The 23,003-nt window shown below is 69.7% G+C and carries 17 protein-coding genes and 1 pseudogene; 8 read left to right on the forward strand and 10 right to left on the reverse strand.

The window, feature by feature from the left end; genetic code table 11:
- Positions 1-9: 9 nt before the first annotated feature.
- The 4 genes from ACIRA5_RS09185 to rsmI form a co-directional block, all read right to left on the reverse strand.
- A complete protein-coding gene (locus tag ACIRA5_RS09185; RefSeq protein ID WP_403688950.1) occupies positions 10-1,416 on the reverse strand; it encodes a ubiquitin-like domain-containing protein in 1,407 nt (468 codons plus the stop codon).
- 140 nt (positions 1,417-1,556) lie between these two features.
- Complete coding sequence (locus ACIRA5_RS09190) at positions 1,557-2,429, reverse strand: TatD family hydrolase (protein ID WP_403688952.1); 873 nt, start codon at positions 2,427-2,429, stop codon at positions 1,557-1,559.
- Positions 2,430-2,497: 68 nt separating this feature from the next.
- Complete coding sequence (locus tag ACIRA5_RS09195; protein ID WP_403688953.1) at positions 2,498-2,932, reverse strand: hypothetical protein; 435 nt, start codon at positions 2,930-2,932, stop codon at positions 2,498-2,500.
- Positions 2,933-3,132: 200 nt separating this feature from the next.
- Positions 3,133-3,990 carry a 16S rRNA (cytidine(1402)-2'-O)-methyltransferase gene (rsmI, locus tag ACIRA5_RS09200; protein ID WP_382034787.1) on the reverse strand — a complete coding sequence of 286 codons (858 nt, stop codon included), beginning with the start codon at positions 3,988-3,990 and terminating at the stop codon, positions 3,133-3,135.
- Positions 3,991-4,084: 94 nt separating this feature from the next.
- Between rsmI and ACIRA5_RS09205 the strand changes: the two genes are divergently transcribed.
- Positions 4,085-5,824: a dolichyl-phosphate-mannose--protein mannosyltransferase gene (locus ACIRA5_RS09205; RefSeq protein WP_403688954.1), complete on the forward strand. Its 1,740-nt coding sequence runs from the start codon at positions 4,085-4,087 to the stop codon at positions 5,822-5,824.
- Positions 5,825-5,929: 105 nt separating this feature from the next.
- Here the strand turns inward: ACIRA5_RS09205 and ACIRA5_RS09210 are convergent, their stop codons facing one another.
- The gene (locus ACIRA5_RS09210; protein ID WP_403688957.1) at positions 5,930-7,222 is read right to left on the reverse strand and encodes a Yip1 family protein; all 1,293 of its coding nucleotides are present in this window, start codon (positions 7,220-7,222) and stop codon (positions 5,930-5,932) included.
- A 1,082-nt stretch (positions 7,223-8,304) separates the two neighbouring features.
- Positions 8,305-11,175, reverse strand: coding sequence for a PKD domain-containing protein (locus tag ACIRA5_RS09215; RefSeq protein WP_403688959.1), 2,871 nt, complete (start codon positions 11,173-11,175; stop codon positions 8,305-8,307).
- 315 nt (positions 11,176-11,490) lie between these two features.
- Here ACIRA5_RS09215 and ACIRA5_RS09220 point away from each other — a divergent pair, with 315 nt between their 5' ends.
- The 6 genes and pseudogenes from ACIRA5_RS09220 to ACIRA5_RS09245 all read left to right on the forward strand — a co-directional run bounded on the left by ACIRA5_RS09220 (position 11,491) and on the right by ACIRA5_RS09245 (position 17,943).
- On the forward strand, positions 11,491-13,131 hold the full coding sequence (locus tag ACIRA5_RS09220) for a penicillin-binding transpeptidase domain-containing protein (protein ID WP_403688962.1): 1,641 nt from the start codon (positions 11,491-11,493) through the stop codon (positions 13,129-13,131).
- Between the two features lie 97 nt (positions 13,132-13,228).
- Positions 13,229-14,899: a penicillin-binding transpeptidase domain-containing protein gene (locus ACIRA5_RS09225; protein WP_403688965.1), complete on the forward strand. Its 1,671-nt coding sequence runs from the start codon at positions 13,229-13,231 to the stop codon at positions 14,897-14,899.
- Positions 14,900-14,992: 93 nt separating this feature from the next.
- Positions 14,993-15,805: a DUF4253 domain-containing protein gene (locus tag ACIRA5_RS09230; RefSeq protein WP_403688966.1), complete on the forward strand. Its 813-nt coding sequence runs from the start codon at positions 14,993-14,995 to the stop codon at positions 15,803-15,805.
- 77 nt (positions 15,806-15,882) lie between these two features.
- A complete protein-coding gene (locus tag ACIRA5_RS09235) occupies positions 15,883-16,389 on the forward strand; it encodes a YbaK/EbsC family protein (RefSeq protein ID WP_403688967.1) in 507 nt (168 codons plus the stop codon).
- Positions 16,386-16,724: pseudogene (locus ACIRA5_RS09240) on the forward strand (EamA family transporter); the annotation flags it as partial. The gene ACIRA5_RS09235 and the pseudogene ACIRA5_RS09240, both read left to right, overlap by 4 nt.
- A 139-nt stretch (positions 16,725-16,863) precedes the next feature.
- The gene (locus tag ACIRA5_RS09245; protein WP_403688970.1) at positions 16,864-17,943 is read left to right on the forward strand and encodes a GNAT family N-acetyltransferase; all 1,080 of its coding nucleotides are present in this window, start codon (positions 16,864-16,866) and stop codon (positions 17,941-17,943) included.
- A gap of 387 nt (positions 17,944-18,330) precedes the next feature.
- On the opposite strand, the gene ACIRA5_RS09250 is transcribed toward ACIRA5_RS09245, so the two are convergent.
- The gene (locus ACIRA5_RS09250) at positions 18,331-18,609 is read right to left on the reverse strand and encodes a hypothetical protein (protein ID WP_403688972.1); all 279 of its coding nucleotides are present in this window, start codon (positions 18,607-18,609) and stop codon (positions 18,331-18,333) included.
- A 217-nt stretch (positions 18,610-18,826) separates the two neighbouring features.
- Between ACIRA5_RS09250 and ACIRA5_RS09255 the strand changes: the two genes are divergently transcribed.
- On the forward strand, positions 18,827-19,588 hold the full coding sequence (locus ACIRA5_RS09255; protein ID WP_403688974.1) for a class I SAM-dependent methyltransferase: 762 nt from the start codon (positions 18,827-18,829) through the stop codon (positions 19,586-19,588).
- 509 nt (positions 19,589-20,097) lie between these two features.
- On the opposite strand, the gene snpA is transcribed toward ACIRA5_RS09255, so the two are convergent.
- The 3 genes from snpA to ACIRA5_RS09270 form a co-directional block, all read right to left on the reverse strand.
- Positions 20,098-20,862 (reverse strand): snapalysin, encoded by a 765-nt coding sequence (gene snpA, locus ACIRA5_RS09260; RefSeq protein WP_403688977.1) that lies wholly within the window; start codon positions 20,860-20,862, stop codon positions 20,098-20,100.
- A gap of 1,178 nt (positions 20,863-22,040) precedes the next feature.
- Complete coding sequence (locus ACIRA5_RS09265; protein ID WP_403688980.1) at positions 22,041-22,364, reverse strand: recombinase family protein; 324 nt, start codon at positions 22,362-22,364, stop codon at positions 22,041-22,043.
- A gap of 265 nt (positions 22,365-22,629) precedes the next feature.
- Positions 22,630-22,986: an SsgA family sporulation/cell division regulator gene (locus tag ACIRA5_RS09270; RefSeq protein WP_403688982.1), complete on the reverse strand. Its 357-nt coding sequence runs from the start codon at positions 22,984-22,986 to the stop codon at positions 22,630-22,632.
- Positions 22,987-23,003 lie beyond the last annotated feature (17 nt).

A 23,003-nucleotide genomic window follows, 5' to 3' on the forward strand; every position in this document is an offset into this window, starting at 1 on the left:
GAGAACCCGTCAGCCGTGGAGGTGGACTCCGCAGTGGGGCCACGGGCTCGTGCCCCGGCGGACGTACAGCTTCTTCGCCCGGCGGGTCTGCTCCGCGGCCGGCGCGTCCTGGGGCCGCCCGGCCCCCCCGAGCGTGTGCCAGGTGTGGGTGTCGAACTGGTACAGGCCGCCGTAGGTGCCGGAGGGGTCCACGGCGCCGGGGCGGCCGCCGGACTCGCACGCCGCGAGCCCGGACCAGTTCAGATGGTCGGCACCCTGCGGGGAATCGGGCCGCGGCTTCGTACCGACCCGCACCACCTGTCCACGCGGCTCCCGGACCACCTCGTCGCCGACCCTCCGCGGCTTCTGCCTGACCCCGTTGACGGTCCGCAGCAGGTAGGTGACCCGCCGGGCCCCGGGCTCCCCGGCCCGGTCGACGACCTCGGTGCCATGGAACAGCGAGGGGTCGTTCGTCCGTGTCGTCCGGAAGGGGATCGCCTCCTCGCGGACCTCCTGGGTGCCGGTGATCCGCATCACGCTGACCGTCTGTCCGTCCCGGGGGAAGCTCCCTGGCGGGACGGACGTCGTGTCCTCGCCGTGGAGGGTGATCCCGGCTTTCTCGACGGCCTCGCCGACGGTCGCCGCGTTCGTCCGGATCGTCCGTGCCCGCCCGTCCGCCATGATCGTCACCGTCCGCTCGGTGCGGACGTCGAGCGCGAGGCCCTCACGGCCGATGCGCCGGGAGCGCGAGGTCGACAGGTACGCCCCCTCGGCGCGCACCCCGAACTGCTGGAGCGCCCCGTCCACCGTGTGCGCCGTCGTCCACACCTCGTGCGGCTGTCCGTCGAGGGTGAGCCGTACGGGCCGCCCGTAGTGGACCGCGATCTCGTCACCGCTGGTCAGCTCGGTGCCGGGGGCGGGCGCGACGACGTCGTGCGCGCCGACCCGCACGCCCTCCTCGGCGAGCAGTTCGGTGACGTCGTCGGCGAAGGTGTGCAGCGTGCGCGCTCTGCCGTCGACGCTGAGCTCGATGGCCTTGTCGTTGGCGACGAAGGCGGACGTGCCGCCGGCGAGGAAGGCGACGACGAGCGCCTGGGGCAGCAGCCTCCGCAGCGGGTCGGGACGCTCGGCGGTGCGCCGACGCCGGGCGGCGCGCCGGGCAGCGGCCCGCCCGCCGGACCGGGGATCCTCCGCCGCGTCACCGAGCGCCTGCGTCTGCGTGTGTGTCTGTGTCTGCACCAACGTCTGCGTCTGCCGGGGCAGTATCGGCTCGGTCGGCGCCTGGGACGCCGCCAGTGCCTCGTACGCGGGCCGGTAGGTGTCCACGTAGCCGCCGCGGTCCGGGCTTCCGGCACCGTACGGCGGCTGCTCACCAGTTTCTCGGTCCTCGAACGACGTTCCAGTCAGGCCAAACGTCTCGTTCTGCGAGTTGCTCACGACGACACGCTCCAGGGGGGTCCGGATCGGGCGACCAGAACCTAGCGGAGCGGTCGTCACTCTCCCAAGCAACGCGGCTACGCTGTGTCGCGATACTTCCCTGAGGTGTGACCCCGAAAAATGGCCGGAAGCGTTATCTCTCAGTAACCGAAGGCCCGTGCGGTGTTCGCCGAGAGCGCCGTCGCCAGCGTGTCCTCGTCGATGCCCCGCACGGCCGCCATGGCGCGCACCGTGACCGGAATGAGATAGGGCGCGTTAGGCCGTCCGCGGTAGGGGGCGGGGGTCAGGAAGGGCGCGTCGGTCTCGACGAGGACGAGCTCCAGGGGGGCCACGGCCAGCGCGTCGCGCAGTGGCTGGGCGTTCTTGAAGGTCATGTTTCCGGCGAAGGACATGTAGTACCCGGCCTGGGCGCAGATTTCGGCCATCACCGCGTCGCCGGAGTAGCAGTGGAAGACGGTCCGCTCGGGCGCGCCTTCCTCCTTCAGGACGCGCAGCACGTCGGCGTGCGCGTCCCGGTCGTGAATGACCAGGACTTTTCCGTGCCGCTTGGCGATCTCTATGTGGGCGCGGAAGGAGCGCTCCTGGGCGGCCTTGCCTTCGGGGCCCGTACGGAAGTAGTCGAGCCCGGTCTCGCCGACGCCCTTGACCTGGGGCAGGGCGGCGAGGCGGTCGATCTCGGCGAGGGCCTCGTCCAGGGCGCCGTCGCCGCCGGGCTGTCGTGCGCCTTGGCGGGACCAGCCGTCGGGGTCGCCGTGCACGATACGGGGCGCCTCGTTGGGGTGCAGGGCGACGGTGGCGTGGACGGCTTCGTACGCGGCGGCGGTCTCGGCCGCCCAGCGGGAGCCCTTCAGGTCGCAGCCGACCTGGACGACCGTGCTCACGCCGACCGAGGCGGCTTTGGCGAGGCCTTCCTCGACGGTGCCGGACTGCATGTCGAGGTGGGTGTGCGAGTCGGCGACGGGGACGCGCAGCGGCTCGGGGAGCGGTGGCGCTTCGGTCTTGTCGGAGGGCATGCCCCGATCCTACGAAAGGGGCATGCCGGACCGGACCTCACCCGGGCGAGGTCACCGCGCTTGCGCGATCAGCCCGCCTTGCGGTGGTGGAAGGGGTGCAGCAGGTCGGAGAGGTGCCAGTGGTGGGGTTCCCTGGGCACGGCCGGCTGGTCGACGGCCTCGCCGTGGGTCTGCTCGCCGTGGGTCTGCTCGGGGTGGGCCGGCACCGGTCGGTGCGTGTGCTGGTGCATGGAGTTCTGGACGGAGGACACCTGTCCGGCGCGCATGATGCGCACCACGTGTCCGTCGCAGTTCTGGCAGGAGGGCCGACTCAGCGGCGACGGCACGACATGGCCGTCCGCCACGTACATCACGAACTCGCCGCCCTCGGCGTCGCGGTGGTGCTCTATCTCGAACGACTGCTCCCAGCCGTGCCCGCAGCGCATGCATGCGAAGGAATACGACTCGTTGACGACGGCGGTCGCCGCGCTGCGGTTGCCGGTCTGCCCTGCGATCTCACTCATGCCAGCTCCTGCTGTTCCGCTGGACAAGCGCCCCCGGTCGGCGGGGGCGAGGGACGGGTACGTCCCTTCAACCAGTGGACGCTTCTCCGGGCGGGAACGCATCAGGCCTGTCGACTATTGGAGTCGTTTTGGCCTTTCCTTGTCGGAATGCCTCGAAGACACGGCCTGAGCTTTGCTTTCCGTGCGGGCCCTTTGCTCTTCTATGGGGCGCTGTGCGCCGCGTTCTTTGCCGCGACCACCGCATCGAAGACGTCGCGCTTGGGAATTCCCGCCTCGGCCGCGACCGCCGCGATGGCCTCCTTGCGGCGCTCTCCCGCCTCTTCCCGCACCCGCACCCTGCGCACCAGTTCGCCCGCGTCCAGTTCTTCGGCGCCCTTCTCCGGCGCACCCTCGACCACCACCGTGATCTCCCCGCGTACGCCCTCGGCGGCCCAGGCCGCCAGCTCGCCCAGCGGTCCGCGCTTGACCTCCTCGTACGTCTTGGTCAGCTCGCGGCAGACGGCGGCCCGCCGCCCGTCCCCGAAGACCTCGGCCATCGCGGCGAGGGTGTCGTCGAGGCGGTGGGGAGCCTCGAAGTAGACCATCGTGCGGCGCTCACCCTCGACCTCCCGCAGCCGGGACAGCCGCTCGCCCGCCTTCCTCGGCAGGAACCCCTCGAAGCAGAACCGGTCGACGGGCAGCCCGGACAGCGCGAGCGCGGTGAGCACGGCGGACGGGCCGGGTACGGCGGTGACCTTGATGTCCTTCTCGACAGCCGCGGCGACCAGCCGGTACCCGGGGTCGGAGACGGACGGCATCCCGGCGTCGGTCACCAGCAGCACGCGCGCCCCGCCGGCCAGCGCCTCGACGAGTTCGGGCGTGCGGGCGGCCTCGTTCCCCTCGAAGTACGACACCACGCGCCCGGTGGGCTGCACGCCCAGCGCCTGGGTCAGCCGGCGCAGCCTGCGGGTGTCCTCGGCGGCGACGACGTCCGCGCCCGCCAGCTCCTGGGCGAGCCGGGGCGGGGCGTCGGCCACGTCGCCGATGGGGGTGCCGGCCAAAACAAGGGTTCCTGTCACGGTTCCATCCTCGCAGGGGCATTCGGCGGCAGCCGCATCCACCCATTAGGCCCGTGCACGGGACTCCCACAGACCTGTTCCCTACGATGGCGCGGTGACCAGTACCGCGTCCTCCACGGACACCCGGCAGGGCCAGGCAGCCGAAGAACGGCGGCCGTCGTGGCAGCAGCGGCTGCGCCGCTTCGGATACAACGCGCCACCCAGAAGCGACGTGCGTGATCGGCTCGTGCCGCCGTACGCCGAGCCCAGTCCCCGGATCTGGGCTGCGTTCGGGCTGCGCCACGAGGTCGCGGAGCGCATCACGCGCTGGTCGGGCTGGGGCGGCCCGCTGCTCGTGACCCTGATGGCAGGGCTGATGCGGTTCTGGAACCTGGGCAGCCCGAAGGCGGTGATATTCGACGAGACGTACTACGCCAAGGACGCCTGGGCGCTGATCCACCGCGGGTACGAGGTCAACTGGGACAAGAACGCCAATGACCTGATCCTGCAGAACAACGGGCACGTCGGCATCCCCTCCGACGCCGCCTATGTGGTGCATCCCCCGGTCGGCAAGTACGTCATCGGGCTCGGCGAATGGATGTTCGGCTTCAATCCATTCGGCTGGCGTTTCATGACGGCGCTGCTCGGCACGCTGTCGGTGCTGCTGCTGTGCCGGATCGGTCGCCGGATGTTCCGCTCGACGTTCCTGGGCTGTCTCGCGGGCGCGCTGATGGCGGTGGACGGGCTGCACTTCGTGATGAGCCGCACCTCGCTGCTCGACGGTGTGCTGATGTTCTTCGTGCTGGCGGCCTTCGGCTGTCTGATCGTGGACCGCGACCGCGCGCGTGCCCGGCTGGCGGCCGCCCTGCCCACGGACGCGGACGGTCTCGTACGCCCCGACGCGCACATCGCCGAGTCCACCCGCCTCGGCTGGCGCCCCTGGCGCTGGACGGCCGGTCTGATGCTGGGCCTGGCCCTCGGCACCAAGTGGAGCGGCCTGTACGTCCTCTTCGCGTTCTGCCTGATGGCGGTCCTGTGGGACGTCGGCGCGCGCCGGGTCGCGGGCGCCCGTCACCCGTATGCGGCCGCCCTCAAGCACGACACGGGCATCACGTTCCTCGCGACGGTCCCGGTGGCGATCGCCACGTACTTCATCTCCTGGACCGGCTGGATCCTCTCCCCCACCAACGGCAAGGGCGGCTACTTCCGCAACTGGGCCGCGACCGACGGCAAGGGCGGCAGCTGGACCTTCCTGCCCGACTGGCTGCGCAGCCTGTGGCACTACGAGCACGAGGTGTACGAGTTCCACGTCGGCCTCTCGTCCCCGCACACCTACCAGTCGAACCCGTGGAGCTGGATCGTCCTGGGCCGCCCGGTCTCGTACTTCTACGAGTCCCCGCTGCCCGGCAAGGACGGCTGCCCGGCGGACGCGGGCGACAAGTGCGCCCGCGAGGTCCTGGCCCTGGGCACGCCCCTCCTCTGGTGGGCCGCCTGCTTCGCGATCGTCTACGTCCTGTGGCGCTGGGCGTTCCGCCGCGACTGGCGGGCGGGCGCGATCGCCTGCGGCATCGCGGCCGGCTACCTCCCCTGGTTCATGTACCAGGAGCGCACGATCTTCTTCTTCTACGCCATCATCTTCGTCCCGTTCCTGTGCCTGGCGGTCGCCATGATGATCGGCGCGATCCTCGGCCCACCCGGCTCCACGGAACGCCGCCGCGTCATCGGCGCGGCGAGCGCGGGCGTCCTGGTCCTCCTGATCGCCTGGAACTTCATCTACTTCTGGCCCCTGTACACGGGCACGGCGATCCCCATAGACCAGTGGCGCTCCCGGATGTGGCTGGACACCTGGGTCTAGCTGCACGGACACACCACGAGGGCGCGGTGGTCAGCCGCGCCCTCGAGGTCGTCGTTGGTCGCCGGCCGTCGCGCCGGCCGTGGACGGTCTGGAAGACACCAAGCCTCACCGGCCCTTCATCACCGCCTCCATCGGCATCTCGGCAAACCCACTGTCGATCGATTCAAGTCCGTACCGCGCAAGGAGGGTACTCATATCTCGCGCAGTCGGCCTGACATTCTCTCCCCTCAAAGGGGAGACGGTCACGGCAATGTTCGGATTCTGCAGCACCCACCACGTGGTGAGTTGTTTTCGTCTTCTTGTCGCCGCCGTCAGATAACTTCCCTCACGCAGAGGAAACGTCCACTTCAGAAAATCAACGCTAGAGGGTGCGTCACCTCTCACCCATTCCGGAGCATCACTGATGTGTTTAAGTGATGATTCATCCCAGGATTTTTGCACGCCGGGAGTGTCGAGAGATACTCGATCCTTTCTTACTAGAATGGCCTCGGCGTAAGCCATGAGGGTCTGATACTTGACATCCTTCGGCAGCCGGATAACGCGATCCACCGTCCGAGTTTCTCCGGGGTCCAACCACGTGTCCGTGCCGGGATAGAAGATCATGCCATTCTCGATCACGGTCGCGCCCTTGATCTGGAAATTGTCTCGGACAACACCGTTCGATGCGCCATACAGCCAGTTCTTGCGAGTTCCCGCCACCTGGCTCGTGTCCTCATATTGCCCCTGGACCACGTAGATACTCTGGGGGACATACGCAGAGACCTTCCCACCATTCTTCAGCGTCAGACGCAGCGGCACCGTGGTGCCACCGGTGGCACCGTTCGCCACCGGCTTTTCAAACTCCGCCGTAACCGAGACGAGCAGAGGGGTGGAATAGGGTAGATAAACCTGCGAGTACGCAAAGTTACCGAACGCCAAAAGCGCCGTCGCCAGGGCCCCCACGGCGAACGCGCGGGGCGCTGGAATATCTTTCCAGACTTTTTCGCGCCGCAGGAGCACCCATAACGCCCAGCCCGACCAGGCTATAAGCGCAATCCAGGCGATCAGCCAGTTCGTGAGTTCGCGTCCCTCTATCTGCATCGCCAAAAGTCCAGCGTTGATGATCAGGACAAGCAGAACGGCAGCCAGGACGAACATTCCCGATGCTCTGAAGCTCCGCCCTCCCCAGTAGTCACAAGCGGCAACCACGGCAAGAAACAACACCAGGGCGACGACCAATGCGGAGAAGCCGGTTGTCCGGCCCGCGAACGACAGCGCTTCGCTAACATCCTTCAACCCGAACCAGGAGAGTATGCCGCCGCCGGTCAGCAGACCTGCAGCCATCACGATCGCTACGGGAAGGTTTCGGAGCCGTCCACTTGCGTCTTCGTGCGACTGAACAACATTCGGCTCTTCCATAAAGCCACCATGAGCGCAACTGTTGGGCAGAGCACGCCGAATTGCGCCATCCGTGACATGGGTACGGTCCTGGTCGTTCCTGCGTTGGCGCCGTCATCCCAGGATGTTGTGCGTGTTGTTCGTGTTGGGAATGCCACCACCGGGGCGGTTCGGGGTGTTCGTCGCAGTTGGCGTGTTGGGCGTGTTGGGAATGTGCCCGCCGCCGCTCCCTGCACCCGGCGAATTTTGTGTATGTGATGGGAGCGGCGGGCGCGGCTTGCTGACCGAATGCACCACTGCGCCGTTCCGGGTTGTGGTCACAGCCTCGGCGCCTGCCAAGCCGGCTGTTCCAGCGAGCAGCGCGGCAGCAGAGGAAACCCCTACTACGCGCGCGATTCGATTTCGATCAATAAACACGAGAGCCTCACTATCCGCCGTGGGGGCCATGTACAGGTGCGCCCTTCCAGTGGATTCCCTGCTTCACTCGTAAACGCGCCCCGTGCGTCAGCCGCCAGGCGTGAGGAGCACACCACGGTTGGACAATTTAGGCAGAACAGCCGATTCAGTGTGGGCAGAACTACCCGTCGGAGATGGGCCGAATCAGGCATCACGCCGAAAGGCGGGTGCACCAGAACAAGGGGCAGAGGTCCAGGGAGAGTTCGAAATTCGACGATCACCACCGGAAGCCCGCCCTGGCAGCCGCAGATATCATCCTGGCACGGAAAGCGGGCGAGCGCGATGTGTCAGCCCCCGAGGACGGAATGCGCACGTCACGTACTCAGGCACTTCTACGCGTCCATACTGCTGGACGCCGGCGAGGGAATCCCGGCCCTGAGTTCCCACCTCGGTCACGCCGACCCGGGGTTCACTCTCCGGACCTACACGCACCTCATGCCGAGCGACGAGGGATGTCCCGGAAGGCCGTCGACAGCCTCTGTCCGGCGTCGCCCCCTCAAGATCACGGCCCGGAGACGGCCCAAGCCGCCCGAGCCGCCCGAGACGGCCCCGGCCAGAGGCTGACGCCCTGGCCGGGGCTCTACTGGGCCGGATCACGCACGGCGGATGCCGCGCCGTCGTCGTGGCCGTTGGTGGTCGTCGGGCGGTCAGCCCGCCGGGTGGACGGTGTAGTCGCCGAGGAGGTCGGCGTAGACGTCGACAGCGGTGGAGCCCGCGTTGTACAGGTCGATCTCGCCGTCGGTGCCGACCTTGACCAGCGCGCGGTCGGCCACGGTGTGTCCGGCGGTGAAGTCGACCGAGTGCACGCCGGGGCGGGAGGTTCCGTCGGCGTAGGCGATGAGGTAGCCGGTGCCGGACGGCGAGGGCACGGCGAGGTTGAGGTCCACGGCGCTCACCCCGCTCACAGGGACCCCGTGCGCACCAGTGACCTTGAGCTTCAGCGTGGCGTGGGCACCGAGCTTGGCGGTTTTGCCGCTTCCGGTGCCGGTGCGGGTGTTCAGGATCCGTGCCGGGCTGACCGGCTGGAACTCCGCACCGCTCGCGGTCGGGCCGTACCAGCCGACGAGGTCCGCTGCGAGGTGCGCCGACGCCCTGCTGGTGTTGCGCAGGACGACCTTGCCGTCCACCAGCGGGAGCACGATCTGGTCGGAGGCGGTCTGCCCGGTCGTCCAGTACGGGCCCGTCACGCTGGAGTCGGAGGTGCCGTGGGTGGAGACGATGAGGCTGCCGGAGGCCTTGGTGGTGGTCGCCGCGACGTTGAGCACCACCGCGTTCGCCCCGGTCGGGACGCCGTGGGTGCCGGCGACTGTCAGGGTCACCGCGCGGCCGCCGGCGACCGGGCCGGCGGCGGCGCCGGTGCCACTTCGGGTGTCGAGCAGGCGGACCGGCGTGGCCGGGTGGTAGGTCCGGGCGAACTGGGCGTGCGATTGGAGGCCGACCGTGGCGACCTCGACGGTCACCGGGCCGGAGCTGCCGTTGTAGACGTCGACCGAACCGGTCGGAGTGACCTTGACGGTCGCCTCGTTGGTGGCCGTCCGGCCGGGCTCGAAGGTGATGCTGGAGGTGCCCGGCCGGGTGGTGCCGTCGGTGTAGAGGGTCAGGGAGCCGCCCGCCCTGGCCGCCCTGGCGACGATCTGCAGTTGGGCCGCGTCCACGCCGTCGGAGTCGGCCCGCACGGTGGCCGCCGAGAGCTTCAGGACGCCGTGGGCGGCGATGGTCTTCTCCGTGTCGAACTGCGGGGTCATGGGGACGAAGGCGTCCGCGGCGTGGAAGGTCGTTCTGGCGGTGGTGACCCGGCCGAGCCCGTCCGTCTGCGTCAGCGTGGCGGTGTACGTGCCGGGGGCGGGGTACTGGTGCTCCACCTCGTGGAGACCGACGGGCAGGTTCTCCAGGTTGCCGTCACCGAATGTCAGGGTCTGGTAGGCGACCTCCCACGCGTCCGCCGGTGCCGCAAGGGTGAACCGCGCGGATCCCGCGTTGACCTGCCCGTCCACGGTGTCGGCGGCGGCGGACAGCGACGCGGCGGGCGGGGTGGCCGTACCCGCCACGCCCTCGTTGTACCACCCGGTCCGGGTCGATCCGTCGGCGTCGGTCACCGTGATCCTCGCGGAGTATCTACCCGGCGTGGTGTAGCTGTGTGTGATCGGGTCGCCCGGGGTGCCGGTGCCTGGGGCGGTGCCGTCTCCGAAGTCGAACGAGTACGTGAGTGGTTCGCCCCACGAACTGGTGGCGCCGTCGGTCTTCCACGAGGTGACGAACGGTGCGACGCCGGTCGTCGGCGACGGGTAGCCGCCGTTCGCAATGATGATGATGTCGTGCCGCTCGAAGGCGCCCCGGTCGAGGTGCGTCGTCGCGCCGGTGCCGGTGTCGGCGACGATCCGGTCGTCCACGCGCGGGACACCGTCGATGTCGGTGGTGAGCTCGCCGGGCGCGTCGGCGTCGGCCGAGTCGATGAGGGGGGAGTGTTCGGACGGTACCGCCAGGAACTGCGCGTTGAGCCCGTCGATGTCGTGCGCACCCTGCCCGGTCCCGTCCCGCAGTGCCGCGGTGGTGGCATAGGGGGTGCCGGCCCACGCGTATTCGGGGCGGGGGCGGGCGGAGGCGCCCGCACCGTTCGCCGCCACGTTGTAGTCGCCGGTGACCTGACCCGCCGACTCGGCCGACACCACGTACAGCGGAGCGGTGGGCGCCGGGCACTTATCGCTCTGCCTCGCCGCCGTGGAGGCGACCACGTTGTTCTCCACCGTCCCGGAGATCTGGCCGTCCAGCGAGATTCCGGTGGCGCAGGGCGCAATGACCGTGTTGCTCGTCACGTTCGCGCCGGTCGTCCCCGTCACCACGATGCCGCCCAGCCCCGGGGTGGTCACCACGTTGGTCGTCGCGGTGACCCGCGCCGCTCCCGGCTCCACCCGCACGCCGTAGGCGTATCCGTCGCCGATCCAGTTCCGCGACACGGTCACGTCCGAGGACGCGCCGTCCACGGTGACCGCGGTCCCCGCGCTGGGGGCCCGCACTGCGGGACGGGGGAACGACAGCCGGTCGAGGCCGACACCTTCGGAGCCCGTCACCACCACCCCGTCCCCGCCGCGGTACCAGACCGCCAGGTGTTCGACCCGTACGTCGTGCACCGCTTTGAGCGTCAGCGCCGGCGCGGATCCGGTGGACGCGAGTTCCGCCTCCGAACCGCCCACGGCGAGGGGCGCCCCGGTGAACGTGATCGGGGCGTCCTTGGTGCCCGACCTGGTCAAGGTCACCGACCCCGAGTACGACAGACTGTCCGGCGCCTCGATCCGGACCGTCTGCCCCGGCTCCACCACGTCCGCCGCCGCCTGCACCGTGCAGAAGGGCGCGCTCTGGGTGCCCGCGCCCGTGTCGCTGCACGTCACGTCGTGGTTCACGTACAACGTCCCGGCCGAACCCGCGTCCGCCGTCGCCCTACCGGTACCCCAGCCACTCATCACCCCCGCCACGATGAGCACGGCCACGGACACCCCGACAGCGGGGCGAGGTCTATGCATGAGGTCTCCACGAAGCGTTCGCGGTGAGGGTGGTGAAGCTGGTGAAGCTGCGTCATCGTGTCAGGCCCACGCCCAAGAAACGGCCATGATCCACCCTCGCCTTGCCCAAGACCGGCCGGTGCAGGGCGCGTTGGGGCGAGCCGTTCATCCCGGTCGATGACCGGCGTTCACGGATGCGACTGGACATCCGGGTTTAACGATTCGGAGAACCTCCACCCCACTCGCCACTCCTCCCGCATACAGTGCCCTGCAGACCGGCTTTTCTGAACGCGTTCAGAAGTTCGGGGGAGGGGTCCACGGGGAGGGTTTCGCGCGATGCGCAAGGGGGCAAAGGCCGCCGTCATCGGCAGTGTGTTCGCCGTGATGGTGGGGGGTGCCGGATACGGCGCCTTCAATGTGATGTCGGCACTCAGCGGGAGCGAGGGCGGGGGCTCGGGGAGCGGCGGACCCGCGGCCGTGAAGACGGGGCCGCCGAGCAGCGCGGAGGTCAAGGAGACCTCGACGAAGTTCTTCGCCGCCTGGGAGCAGGGGGACGCCGCGAAGGCCGCCGCGTACACCAACTTCGCCCAGAAGGCGCAGGAGTTGCTGGCCGGCTACCGCGACGACGCACACCTCACCGGTGTGAAGATCACCCCGGGGGCGGCGGCGGGAGTCACCGTGCCGTTCTCCGTCAAGGCGACGGTGTCGTTCGAAGGGAAGTCCAAGCCCTTCGCGTACGACTCCCGGCTGACCGTCGTACGCGGCGAGACCACCGGGAAGGCGCTGGTCGACTGGAAGCCGTCCGTCGTGCATCCCGAGTTGCAGGAGGGGGACACGCTGGTCACGGGCGATTCGGCGAGCCCGCCCATCGAGGCCGTGGACCGGAACAACGTTGTCCTGACGAAGGAGAAGTACCCCTCGCTGGGACCGATCCTGGACGCGCTGCGCGAGAAGTACGGCGACACGGCGGGCGGTACGGCCGGAGTCGAGCTGGCGATCCATCACGCGACCGAGGGCGCGGGGGACACCGCCCTGGTGACCCTCGCCAAGGGCAAGGCCGGCAAGCTGCGCACCACCCTCAGCGCGAGCGTGCAGGCCGCGGCGGAGAAGGCGGTCGCCCGGTACGCCGAGTCCTCCGTGGTGGCCGTGCAACCGAGCAGCGGTGAGGTGCTGGCGGTCGCCAACCACCGTGCGGACGGCTTCAACGCGGCCTTCCAGGGCACCCTGGCCCCCGGCTCCACGATGAAGATCATCACCGCGGCGATGCTCATCGACAACGGCGTGACCACCATGAACGGCCCGGCGCCCTGCCCGGAGACCGCGACCTGGCAGAGCCAGACCTTCCACAACCTCACCAACCTCGCGCCGAACGAGAAGGCGAGCCTCGCCAACAGCTTCATGCGGTCCTGCAACACGGCCTTCGTGAAACTGATCGACGAGAAGCCGCTCACGGACGAGTCCCTGACGACCGAGGCACAGACGCGCTTCGGCCTCGGCCAGAACAACTGGAAGACCGGCATCCCCTCCTTCGACGGCAGCGTCCCCGCCTCCGGCGGCCCGGACCGCGCCGCGAACGCGATCGGCCAGGGCCAGGTCCAGATGAGCCCGCTGAACATGGCGTCGGTCACAGCGACGGCGATGACGGGCACCTTCCGGCAGCCGGTCATCGTCTCGCCCAAGCTCGACGACCGGGAACTGGCGAAGGCGAAGGGCCTGCCCAGCAGTACGTCGGCGCAGCTGCGCGCGATGATGAACCTCACCGCCACCAGCGGCACCGCCGCCCAGGTGATGGCGGGGCTCGGCGGCACCATCGGCGCCAAGACGGGTTCGGCCGAGGTCGACGCCCAGTCCAGGTCGAACAGCTGGTTCACCGGCTATCGGAACGACATCGCGGCCGCCGCGATGACCCAGGGAGGCGGTCACGGGGTGGACGCGGCCGGTCCGATCGTCGCAGCTGTGCTACGAACGGGCGGCTGAAGTCACCCTTGACAGGGCGGGACCCTAGGGTAGGGGCTCTCGTTGAGGAGCATGAGGGTGCCGGGGGACTTGGGGAACAGGCGGAGGATCGAAAGCTGTGGGGAACAGAAGGCGCGTCGCCGAGCGACGAAAGACGAAGCCCGCCGTGGTCGGCGGGCTGATCGCGGTGGTCGTCGGCGGCGGGGCGTTCGGCGCCTACAGCCTGTACGGCGGCGGGGCGTCGGCCGAGGACCGCACGTCGGAGACCGCCGCCCACAAGGCCGTGAAGACCGGTCCGCCGTCGGCGGCCGAGGTCACGGCGCTGTCCACGCGGTTCCTGACCGCCTGGCAGAGCGGTGACGTCGCGAAGGCGGCCGCGGCCACCGACGACTCGGCGGCCGCGACGACCTTGCTGACCGGCTACGGCAAGGACGCCCACATCACCGGCGTCAAGCTGACTCCGGGCACGGCGTCCGGGTCCTCCGTCCCCTTCTCCGTCAAGGCCACGGTCACGTACAAGGGCAAGAGCAAGCCCCTGGCGTACGACTCGAAGCTGACCGTCGTGCGGCGCGCCAAGGACGGTGTGGCGCTGGTCGGCTGGAAGGCGTCGGTCGTGCACCCCGACCTCCAGGACGGCGACCGCCTGGTCACCGGTCCTGCGGGCACTCCCCCGGTCACCGCTCTCGACCGGGACGGCGGCGAGATCACCACGGCCAAGTACCCCTCGCTGGGCACGGTGCTGGACGGGCTGCGCGAGAAGTACGGAAAGATCGCCGGCGGCAAGGCGGGCATCGAACTGCGCGTGGTCCGCAAGGCCGCCACCAAGGGCACCCAGAAGACCCCCGACAAGACCCTGGTGACCCTCAGCGAGGGCACCCCGGGGACCGTGAAGACCACGCTCAGCCCGACCCTCCAGGCCGACGCCGAGCAGCAGGTCGCCAAGAAGGACCGGGCGTCCGTGGTCCTGATGCGCCCCTCGACGGGCGAGATCCTCGCGGTCGCCAACACCAGCCACGGCTTCAACACGGCCTTCCAGGGCTCGCTGGCCCCCGGCTCCACCATGAAGGTCATCACGTCGTCGCTGCTCATCGACAAGGGGCTCGCCTCGGCCGACAAGCAGCACCCGTGCCCGAAGTACGTGACGTACGGCGGCTGGAAGTTCCAGAACGACGACAAGTTCGAGATCAAGGGCGGCACGTTCAAGGCGAGCTTCGCGCGCTCCTGCAACACCGCTTTCATCAGCCAGGCAAAGAAGCTGTCGAACTCCGACCTGACGAACCAGGCGCAGCAGTACTTCGGCCTGTCCATGAACAACTGGGCCATCGGCGTCCCGTCCTTCGACGGCTCGGTCCCGGTCCAGTCGGCGGCCCAGATGGCGGCCTCGCTGATCGGCCAGGGCGGGGTCCGCATGAACCCGCTGAACATGGCCTCGGTCGCCTCCACGGTCAAGACGGGCGCCTTCCACCAGCCCTACCTGGTGTCTCCGACGGTCGACAACCGCAAGCTGGCGACGGCCTCCCGCACCCTCTCCGCCACCACCCTCGCCCAGCTCCGCGAACTCATGCAGTACACGGCGGCGTACGGCACCGCCGCCGAGGCGATGTCCGGCCTCGGCCCCGACTACGGCGCGAAGACCGGCTCCGCGGAGGTCGACGGCCAGAAGAAGCCCAACGGCTGGTTCACCGCGTGGAAGGGCGACCTCGCCGCGGCGGGCGTCGTCCAACAGGGCGGCCACGGCGGCGACACGGCGGGCCCGATCGTGGCGGCACTCCTGAAGGCCGGTAGCTAGCCGGGCGGGGAACCAGGACCTGTCCGGGCGGGGTGCGGGTCGGCTCGGAAGCGACTCGGGAGCCGTGTCAGTGGGGTCCTCTACGCTCCGCGCATGACGTTCTCCCTTCCCGTGGGACTGCCCGCGGGACTGCCCGCAGGCCGTGCCGTCCCCGACGGCTCCCCCGTCATGTGGCGCTCCGACACACCTCCGTCGGACCCTCTGGCCTGGTGGACACGTTGCCAGCGGCAGCAGGGCGAGACCGGTCTGCTGCCGATCCTCTGTTACGGGGACGACGACCGGCCCCGCTCGCTCGACCTCGCCGAGATAGCCGCCGTCGACCTCGAAGCCGAGCTGGAGCAGAGCTGGCGCGCGTACCGGCGTGACCAACTCGCCCGGCTCGCCGCCCCGTCCGAGCCGCTCGAACTGCCCGAGGACATCGCGCCGTTCGTAGAGCCGTGGGAGGACGACCCCGGCGCGCCCTTCGACCACTGGCCCGGGCTGGCCCCCGCCACCCTCGCCTCCTGCGGCGTCGACCCGGACGAGGCCGCCCGCTCGGCCTTCGCCCACCTCATGGCCGACGACCCGTACAACGCGACGGACGCCCGTCTCGGCCTCGTCGCCGCCGCACGCAGCGCCGACATCCCCGCCGTCGTCGGCTGGCGTGCGCAGGCGCCACTGCCCCTGCTCTGCGCTCTCCTGCGCAGTTGGGAGGACCGCTTCGGCGCCCGTGTCCTCACCGTCGTCGGAGCGACGCTGTACGTCTCCGTCGCGAGCCCGCCGCGCGACGCACAGCAGGCCGCCCACATCGCGCTCGAACACCTCCTGACCACCGCCGACAACATCGTCAACGACCCCCCGACCCCCTTCCCCCGTTACGCCGCCTCCCTGGTCGATGCCCCGCTGTGGCGCTTCTGGTGGGACTAGGACCGGTACGGGACCCGGCACGCGGCGCGCCGGAACTCGCTCGCGTGCCTCCTACACCGACCGATAGCGTGCCGCCCATGACGACCGACGCCGCCGAAGAGTCCGGAGCCCACCCCCGTTTCGCCGAGGCCCTGGCGGACCTGGGCCTCGCTGATCTGCTGCCGCGCATCCGCCGCTTCCCGGACGCGACCCGTACCGCCGAGGAGGCCGCCGCCGCGATCGGGTGCGAGCTGAGCCAGATCTGCAAGTCGCTGATCTTCGCTGCGGACGGCGTGCCGGTGCTGGTGCTGATGGACGGGGCGTCGCGCGTGGACGTGGAGCTCGTGCGGCGGGAACTCGGGGCCGAGAAGGTGACGCGGGCCAGGGTCGAGCTCGTACGGGAGACGACCGGGTACGCGATCGGCGGGGTGCCGCCCTTCGGCCACCGTACGAGGACGCGGGTGCTCGCGGACCGTTCGCTGCTCGGCCACGACGTGGTGTGGGCCGCGGCCGGCACCCCGTACACCGTGTTCCCCATGGCCCCCAAGACGCTGGTCGCGCATGCGGGCGGCACGCTGGTGGACGTGCGCGAGCAGCACCCGTGACCCCGCTGGTCACCGCAGCGGTGCTGCTCGCCGCGGTGACCCACGCCAGTTGGAACGCGATCGCGCACCGCATCCGGCTGGGCGACTTCGGGCAGGCGTATCCGATCGCCCGCGGGACCGCTCCGCTGGTCGTCCCCGTGCTGGCGGCCGTGTTCGTGTACGAGGTGGCGAACGCGTGGGCGGCGGCGGGGATCGCGGTGTCGTGCACGGGGCTGACGGGGGTCGCGGTGGGGGGAATGCGCGGGCGGCGCCCCAACTGGGCCGCCATCGGCGCGGCGTCGGCCTCCGGTGTGTCGATCGCCGCGTACACCGTCGTGGACGGACTCGGCGTACGCCGCCTACCGGCTGTGCTCCCAGCTCGTCCCCGTCCTACGGCCCTTCGCCGCCCTGCGCGAGTCCTCAGGGTTGCCGACCAGATCGCTCCAGAGGTTGCCGGGTACTCTCCTCCCGTCGTTGGCTGAGGGGAGTTGCCGAATGGCTCGGTTACGTGGACCTGTTCTGCGCACGCAGCGGCTGGTGATGGAGCCGATTCGCCGCGAGGACAGCGACGATCTGTTTGAGGCTGTGGTCAGTCAGGACAGCGTCATGCGGTGGCTGGCGACCGGCCGGGCGGACAGCCGGTCGGCGGCCGAGGCCATGTGCGACGATCACGTCGCACATTGGGCCAGGCACGGCTACGGCGACTTCGCGGTCAGGGACGCGGCAACCCATGCCTTCCTCGGGCGGGTGGGACTGCGCAACCGGGCCTGGTACGGGACCGACCTCGGCTTCGCCGTGCATCCACGGGCGCAGGGCCGCGGCATCGCAGGAGAGGCAGGCCGTGCCTGCTTGGACCTGGCGTTTCGTCGACTCGCGCTCCCGGTCGTCTTCGCGTTCGTCCTGCCCGGCAACACGGCCTCGATCGCGGCGCTGCGCCGCCTGGGTGCTCAGGAGGCCGGGACCGTCCAGTCCAGCGGCCTGCACTGTCTGCGGTACCGGTTTGACCCCACAGCCGGCCCGGCCGCGGCGGGGCACGCGGTGGACGACGGTGATGACGGTGATGCAGACCTCCGACTGCGCTGTGCGCCCGGCCCCGGCGACCGGGAGGACAACGCCGCACTCCGCGACGGTCTGCCCGACCCCTTCGGAGTCGACGGACTCGGTCTGGTCTGGGCGGACAAGGAACACACACTCACGGCCGTCCGTGACGGCCGGCTGGTGGCTTCCATGGGGTGGCTGCTGCGGGAGATGGCATTCGATGGGGCACCGCGCCGTGTCGCCGGGCTGGGCAGCGTGCTGGTGCACCCCGCCCATCGGGACCGGGGCATCGCCAAGACCATGATCAGCGTCGCGGTCGAACACGCACGGGCGGCCGGGGCCGAAACGGTGATGCTGCTCTGCCGCCCGGAGCTGGTCCCGCTCTACACGCGGTTCGGATGGCGCCAGATGTCTGCGCCGGTCGCCTTCCGGCAGCCTGTCGGCGCCCGGCTCTGCCCGCTGACCACCATGACGTACGACCTGGCCGAGCTGCCCCGGCCCACCGTCGGCGTGGACCTGCAGGGCCTGCCCTTTTGACGTGCTGGGCAGGGGTTCGCCGAAGGGATCAGGCTGCCCCGGCAAGAGGGCGTCCGCTGGGGTGGGAGATCACGCAAAGCCGCGTGATGCAGCCTGCCCATGATGCCCTCAACGCGTCTGCTGCTACTCGGGGGCAAGGAATCCCCGGACGATGGCATGGAATGCATGCGGCGCCGTCATGGGCACCAGGTGCCCGGCGTGCGGAACCACGAACAGGCGGCGGGCTCCCGGGATGGCCGCCGCCGTCCGTCGGGCATCCGGCAGGCTGGCGCGATCCCGCTTCCCGCACAGCACAAGCGCGGGCACGGCAATCTGCGGAAGTACACCGGAGAGATCGCTCGGTCAGAGCACCAGCGCACGTGCCTGCAGGCGTGGCCTTGGCGCTGCTCAGTCACGCCGGACGGCGAACAGGCGCGCCGCCACAGCCAGCACCAGCCCGACCGCGATGAGGTACAGGCCAAGACGTCCTTCGGGCACTGCCGGTGACCACACCCGCCAGGCTGACGAGGTGTAGGCATCGGCTGCCAGGAAGGATCCATAGGCGGAGGAGTGGAGACTGGGGGGCGTACTGGTCTGGCTGCGCACCCACAGCAGGGCGCCGATGGCCCCGCAGGTCGCGGATATCGCATACAGGACCGTGGCGCGGCGCGGGGCCGGTCCGTTCACGGCTTCTCCCTCGGCTTTGTCATTGTGATGCGTGGATTCTCGCCGCCCCTACCGGTCACGTCCGCGCCGGGCATCGTGTCGCATACCCGTGCGTACAGCGGCTCTTCCGCGCCATGCCTGCACGCTCGACCACGCTCGGTCGGAACATCAACATCCGGCCCACGCTGAATCTTTGAATCTCTGGCCTTCCGCCAGTCGATCTGCTGAGCTCGATCCCATGGACACCGCCGCTGCCGACCCTCCGTCGGCGACCTACGACCGCATCGGTATCGGATACAGCGAAATCCGACGCCCTGACCCCCGCCTGCATGCTCTCATCGGCCAAGCGCTGAAAGGTGCCCGCACGGTTGTCAATGTCGGCGCCGGCACTGGCTCCTACGAGCCGGAAGGCGTCAGCGTGACCGCGGTCGATCCTTCCGAGGTCATGCTCGGCCAACATCTCGGGACGAACAAGGTGAAGGCCGCGGCCGAAGCCCTGCCGTTCACGGACGGTTCCTTCGACACGGCCATGGCCATCATGACGGTCCACCACTGGCCCGACCTGCACCGCGGACTCGGCGAACTGCGCCGCGTCGCCGACAGGCAGGTCGTCTTCACCTGGGATCCCACGCACCGGACGGAATTGTGGCTACTGGAGGAGTATCTGCCGGAGATCCGTGAGCTGGACCATGCCCGCTTCACCCCTGTGACCGAGGTCGCCGACGCGCTCGACGCGCACACCGTGACGCCCTTTTCCATCCCGCACGACTTCACCGACGGCTTCCAGTGCGCCTACTGGCGCCGACCGGAGTGCTACCTCGACCCCATCATCCGCCAGGCCAGCTCCACCTTCGCCCAGTTACCGCCCTCCGTCGTAGAGCCGGCGATCGCCCGGCTCCGCTCCGACCTCGACTCCGGCACCTGGCACCGCCGCCACGCCGACCTGCTGGGCCAGCAGAGCATGGACTACGGATACCGCCTGCTCATCGCAGGCAGGTAGTCCTGCCAGCCGGCGAAAGCTGCTCAGCGACTCTGCTGCCTCGGGCGTGTAGTAGATGCCGATCCCCGTCGCGACCACGGCGACCGGCACGCCGAATATCTTCTCCCCGAACGTGCCGATCGTGTTGATGAACGTGGGGCGATGGTGCCGCTGCCCCCCTTTGCCGGCGGCGTGTACTCCTCCGAGTCCGTCTGGGCCTGCTGCGCCTGCCAGGCGTCGGTGCTCGCGCTCCTTGAGAGAGCCGTAGTACATGCTGCGGAACTCGTACTTGTCCCTGGCGAGTTGCCACAGGCCCCAGGAACAGGTCGAGTCCGCTTCCGCTGCCCGGGCGATGATCGCATCGATACGCCGTTGCAGGGCGTCGCCGTGCGAGCGGCTTCGCCCTCCCAGGACAGCCATGCACAAGACCAGCGTCTGCCGGCCGGCCTGCAAGAGTGCTCGGACGGCCGTCTTGAGCATGTGGCTGAAGCCATCCTCGGCAGCGAGCCGCTTCCCGCTCGGGAACGCGATCAGCTCCAGGGCGTGCCGTGCATCGGATACCCCGGACCGTGGCTCGGCGCCACGGTCCCTACCGGCGGTGCAGCGCTCGAGGGGTCAGCGGGCCCGGTCACCGTGCCCGGCGCCTGCGCGAGTCCGGTGGCCCACAGCTGGTCGACACGCGAGCGCTCGGTGACGTCCGGGTAGCGGTTGGTGCAGGACGGGCCGGCGCTGCCGCCCGACATCAGCTCACTGCACGGCCCGCTGTAGTCGTCCGGCAGGCCCAGCACGTGCCCGGTCTCGTGGGTGACGACGCGGACCGAGTCGTACTGCTGGTTCTGGGAGTAGTCGAGGAAGACGTAGCCACGTCCGTGGCCGTCGGTGGAGGCGTAGGACCCGCGCGAGTCGTTGCCCTCCTGGTAGGAGAAGTCGGCACCGCTCGACGCCTCCTGGAGCTTGACGTTGGACTCGGAGCTGTTCCAGATCGCGGCCGCGCTCGATATCTGCGCACGGAAGCTCGGTGCCTGGGAGGCGTTGTAGGACACAGTCACCGCCTGCCCGTTCGGCTGCGCGGCGCGCTTCTCAGCGACGGACTTGAGCACGGCCTCGAAGAACGCCTTGTTGTTCGCAGCCTCCTCAACCGACCCGTCGTACCGCGCCACGGAGGTACCGGCGGCAGCGGACGGGGGGGCGGCCGTCTGGGCGCTCGCCGGCACCGCCGCGCCCAGCGCGCTGGAGGCCAGACCCAGGCCGAGGGGGAGGGCGAGGAGTCTCGCGGACGTTCGGGACGACTTCATGTGGGGGGCTCCTACTCACTCGGTGACGCCGAGCACCCGGTGCGCGGTCGGCTCTGCGTGAACACCGGTTCCGAACTGCGGCGACGTCCTGTGAGTCGACATTCTTAGAACGGCTCAACAGGGAGCGCAAAGGGTCCCGCCACTACGTCGCCTCGTAGGTCCCGGGACCTCGCCAGGGCAGTGCCCCCGGGTCTCCGGTCCGCACATGGCGGCAGGAGGAAAGCTGACGTGACGTCAGAAGCCTTGCCTCACACGGCAACAGGCGTGCGGACCGGCCACGCGGAATCCCGGGACGCGCGGCGGGATCCACATCAGGTCCAAGACGGACAAATACTCAGATGTCCGCCATGCCTCGTCTACTAAGCGTGCAGGTTGGTTGGTGGGGCGCTGTGACCGACGCCATAGAACGTCATGGAATATGACCTTCCGCTTCTTTCGCGCCCCACCGGCCCCGGGCCCCCAGGGAGTCGCCCTCGACGCCGGGCGGCATCCCTCGCCGCCGAGCCGCCGCCGCTCAGCCCTGATCAGGATGGAGCCCGGGCCCGCCGTGCGGCCCGGCGAGCGGCGTGGGGGAGAAATCGATGGGTTCCCCGCCCGCCTCCAGCAGTGTGTCCGCCGCACCCGGTGACTCCGGGACCATGCGGGCCGGGCTGTCGTCAGCCGCGCGAACGAGGTGCGTGCCCGGCCGTAGAGCGCCAGCCGCGCTCCGGCCCCTTCCACCGGCACCAGCACCACCCGGTCGTCTTCCATGTCCTTGCGCGGGACGTATCCCAGGCCACCGACCAGGCGCTCCTCCAGCTTCGCCCGGTCCTTTTCGTCCGCGAGAACTTCGGCCTCAGGGCTTCGTCCGCGAGAACATCGGCCTCAGGGCGCGTGGTCGTGGCGGCCTCATAGCCGGAGGTGTCCGACTCGGTCGGAAACCTGATCGCGACATCCCGAGCGAAAGTTTCGAGAGGCACCGCTGACACGGAGCGCTTGCGCCTCTGCCGATCGACGTCATCGGCGCGAGTGCTCGGCGGCCCGGTACTCCCTGCACCGCTGAACCTCGTCCCACCGGCCCCGATCGATCACGGCGGGCCACGCTTCTTCCTCGCTGATCGCCTGACCGTTGCCCGTACAGCCGTAGGACGATTGCCCACACGCGGCTTTCCCTCGCGGGCCTTGCCTTTCAGGGCCCTTCAGCCGTCGTGACGAGTCGTCGGAAGAGCGGCACGCGTGAGCCACCTCAGTCGTGAGCCACCCCAGTCGTGAGCCACCTCAATGCGGAGGATGAACCGGTCGTCGGGGTCCGACAGGTCGCGCCGGTAGGCCTCGCCGTGCGGGAGTACGCGCTTGTCGTCGGCTGTCGAGAGAGGCTCTTCAAGATCCTTGGGCTGCCGCATGAGGCGGTCGGGGTGGTAGATGACGACGCGCCGGATCTCTCCATCCCCCATCGCCCGCAGCGCCTCTTCCCACCCGGGCCGCTTGCGGTTGCGCTGCCACGCCGAACGGTTGCTGTCCACGTAGATGGGCGCCCGCCTCGACACGGAGCTGAAGCCGTTCGGCGGTCTCCCGGCAGATGCGTTCCTGTCGGTCGACTCCGGTCTGGTCCTCGTCCTCGGTAGGGGAGATCCGGCAGTGGATCGCCGCGGGCTCGCCCGGGGTGGCGGCGGCCCTGGCCGGCTTGATCGGCAGGGTCATGACAAGGTGCTGCACGGACCATGCCACACACGGCACGCGAGCCGATGCCTCACACGGAGTGATGCCGCACGCGGGGTGGGCCGATCGTCAGTGAGCCACCGGAGTCACCGCTGTGTACGTGCGGCGCAGGAAGCGGATCAGGACCTTCGAGTCGAACTGCACCACCGACACGCCTTGCGCGGAGTGGAACTCCACGACCGCCTGCACCCGGCCGCACGGCCACACGCGTACGTCGCCGGACTCGACCGGACCACGCAGGCCCCGTTCGAGGAGCTCCCGGGGGAAGGCCCACTCGTGGGGGCCGGGCAGCGTCATGTGAACCCGGCGGGGATCAGCGTCGGGGTCGTAGCTGAGGGCCACCGGGACGACCTGGTGTTCGTCCTCGGCGGAGTCTGCCGTGTCGGTGACGATGTGGGCTCGTGCGTACTGTTCGACGGCAGACATGAACCGACTCCTTGCGC

Source organism: Streptomyces sp. NPDC096311 (assembly GCF_044763085.1).
GTDB lineage: Bacteria > Actinomycetota > Actinomycetes > Streptomycetales > Streptomycetaceae > Streptomyces.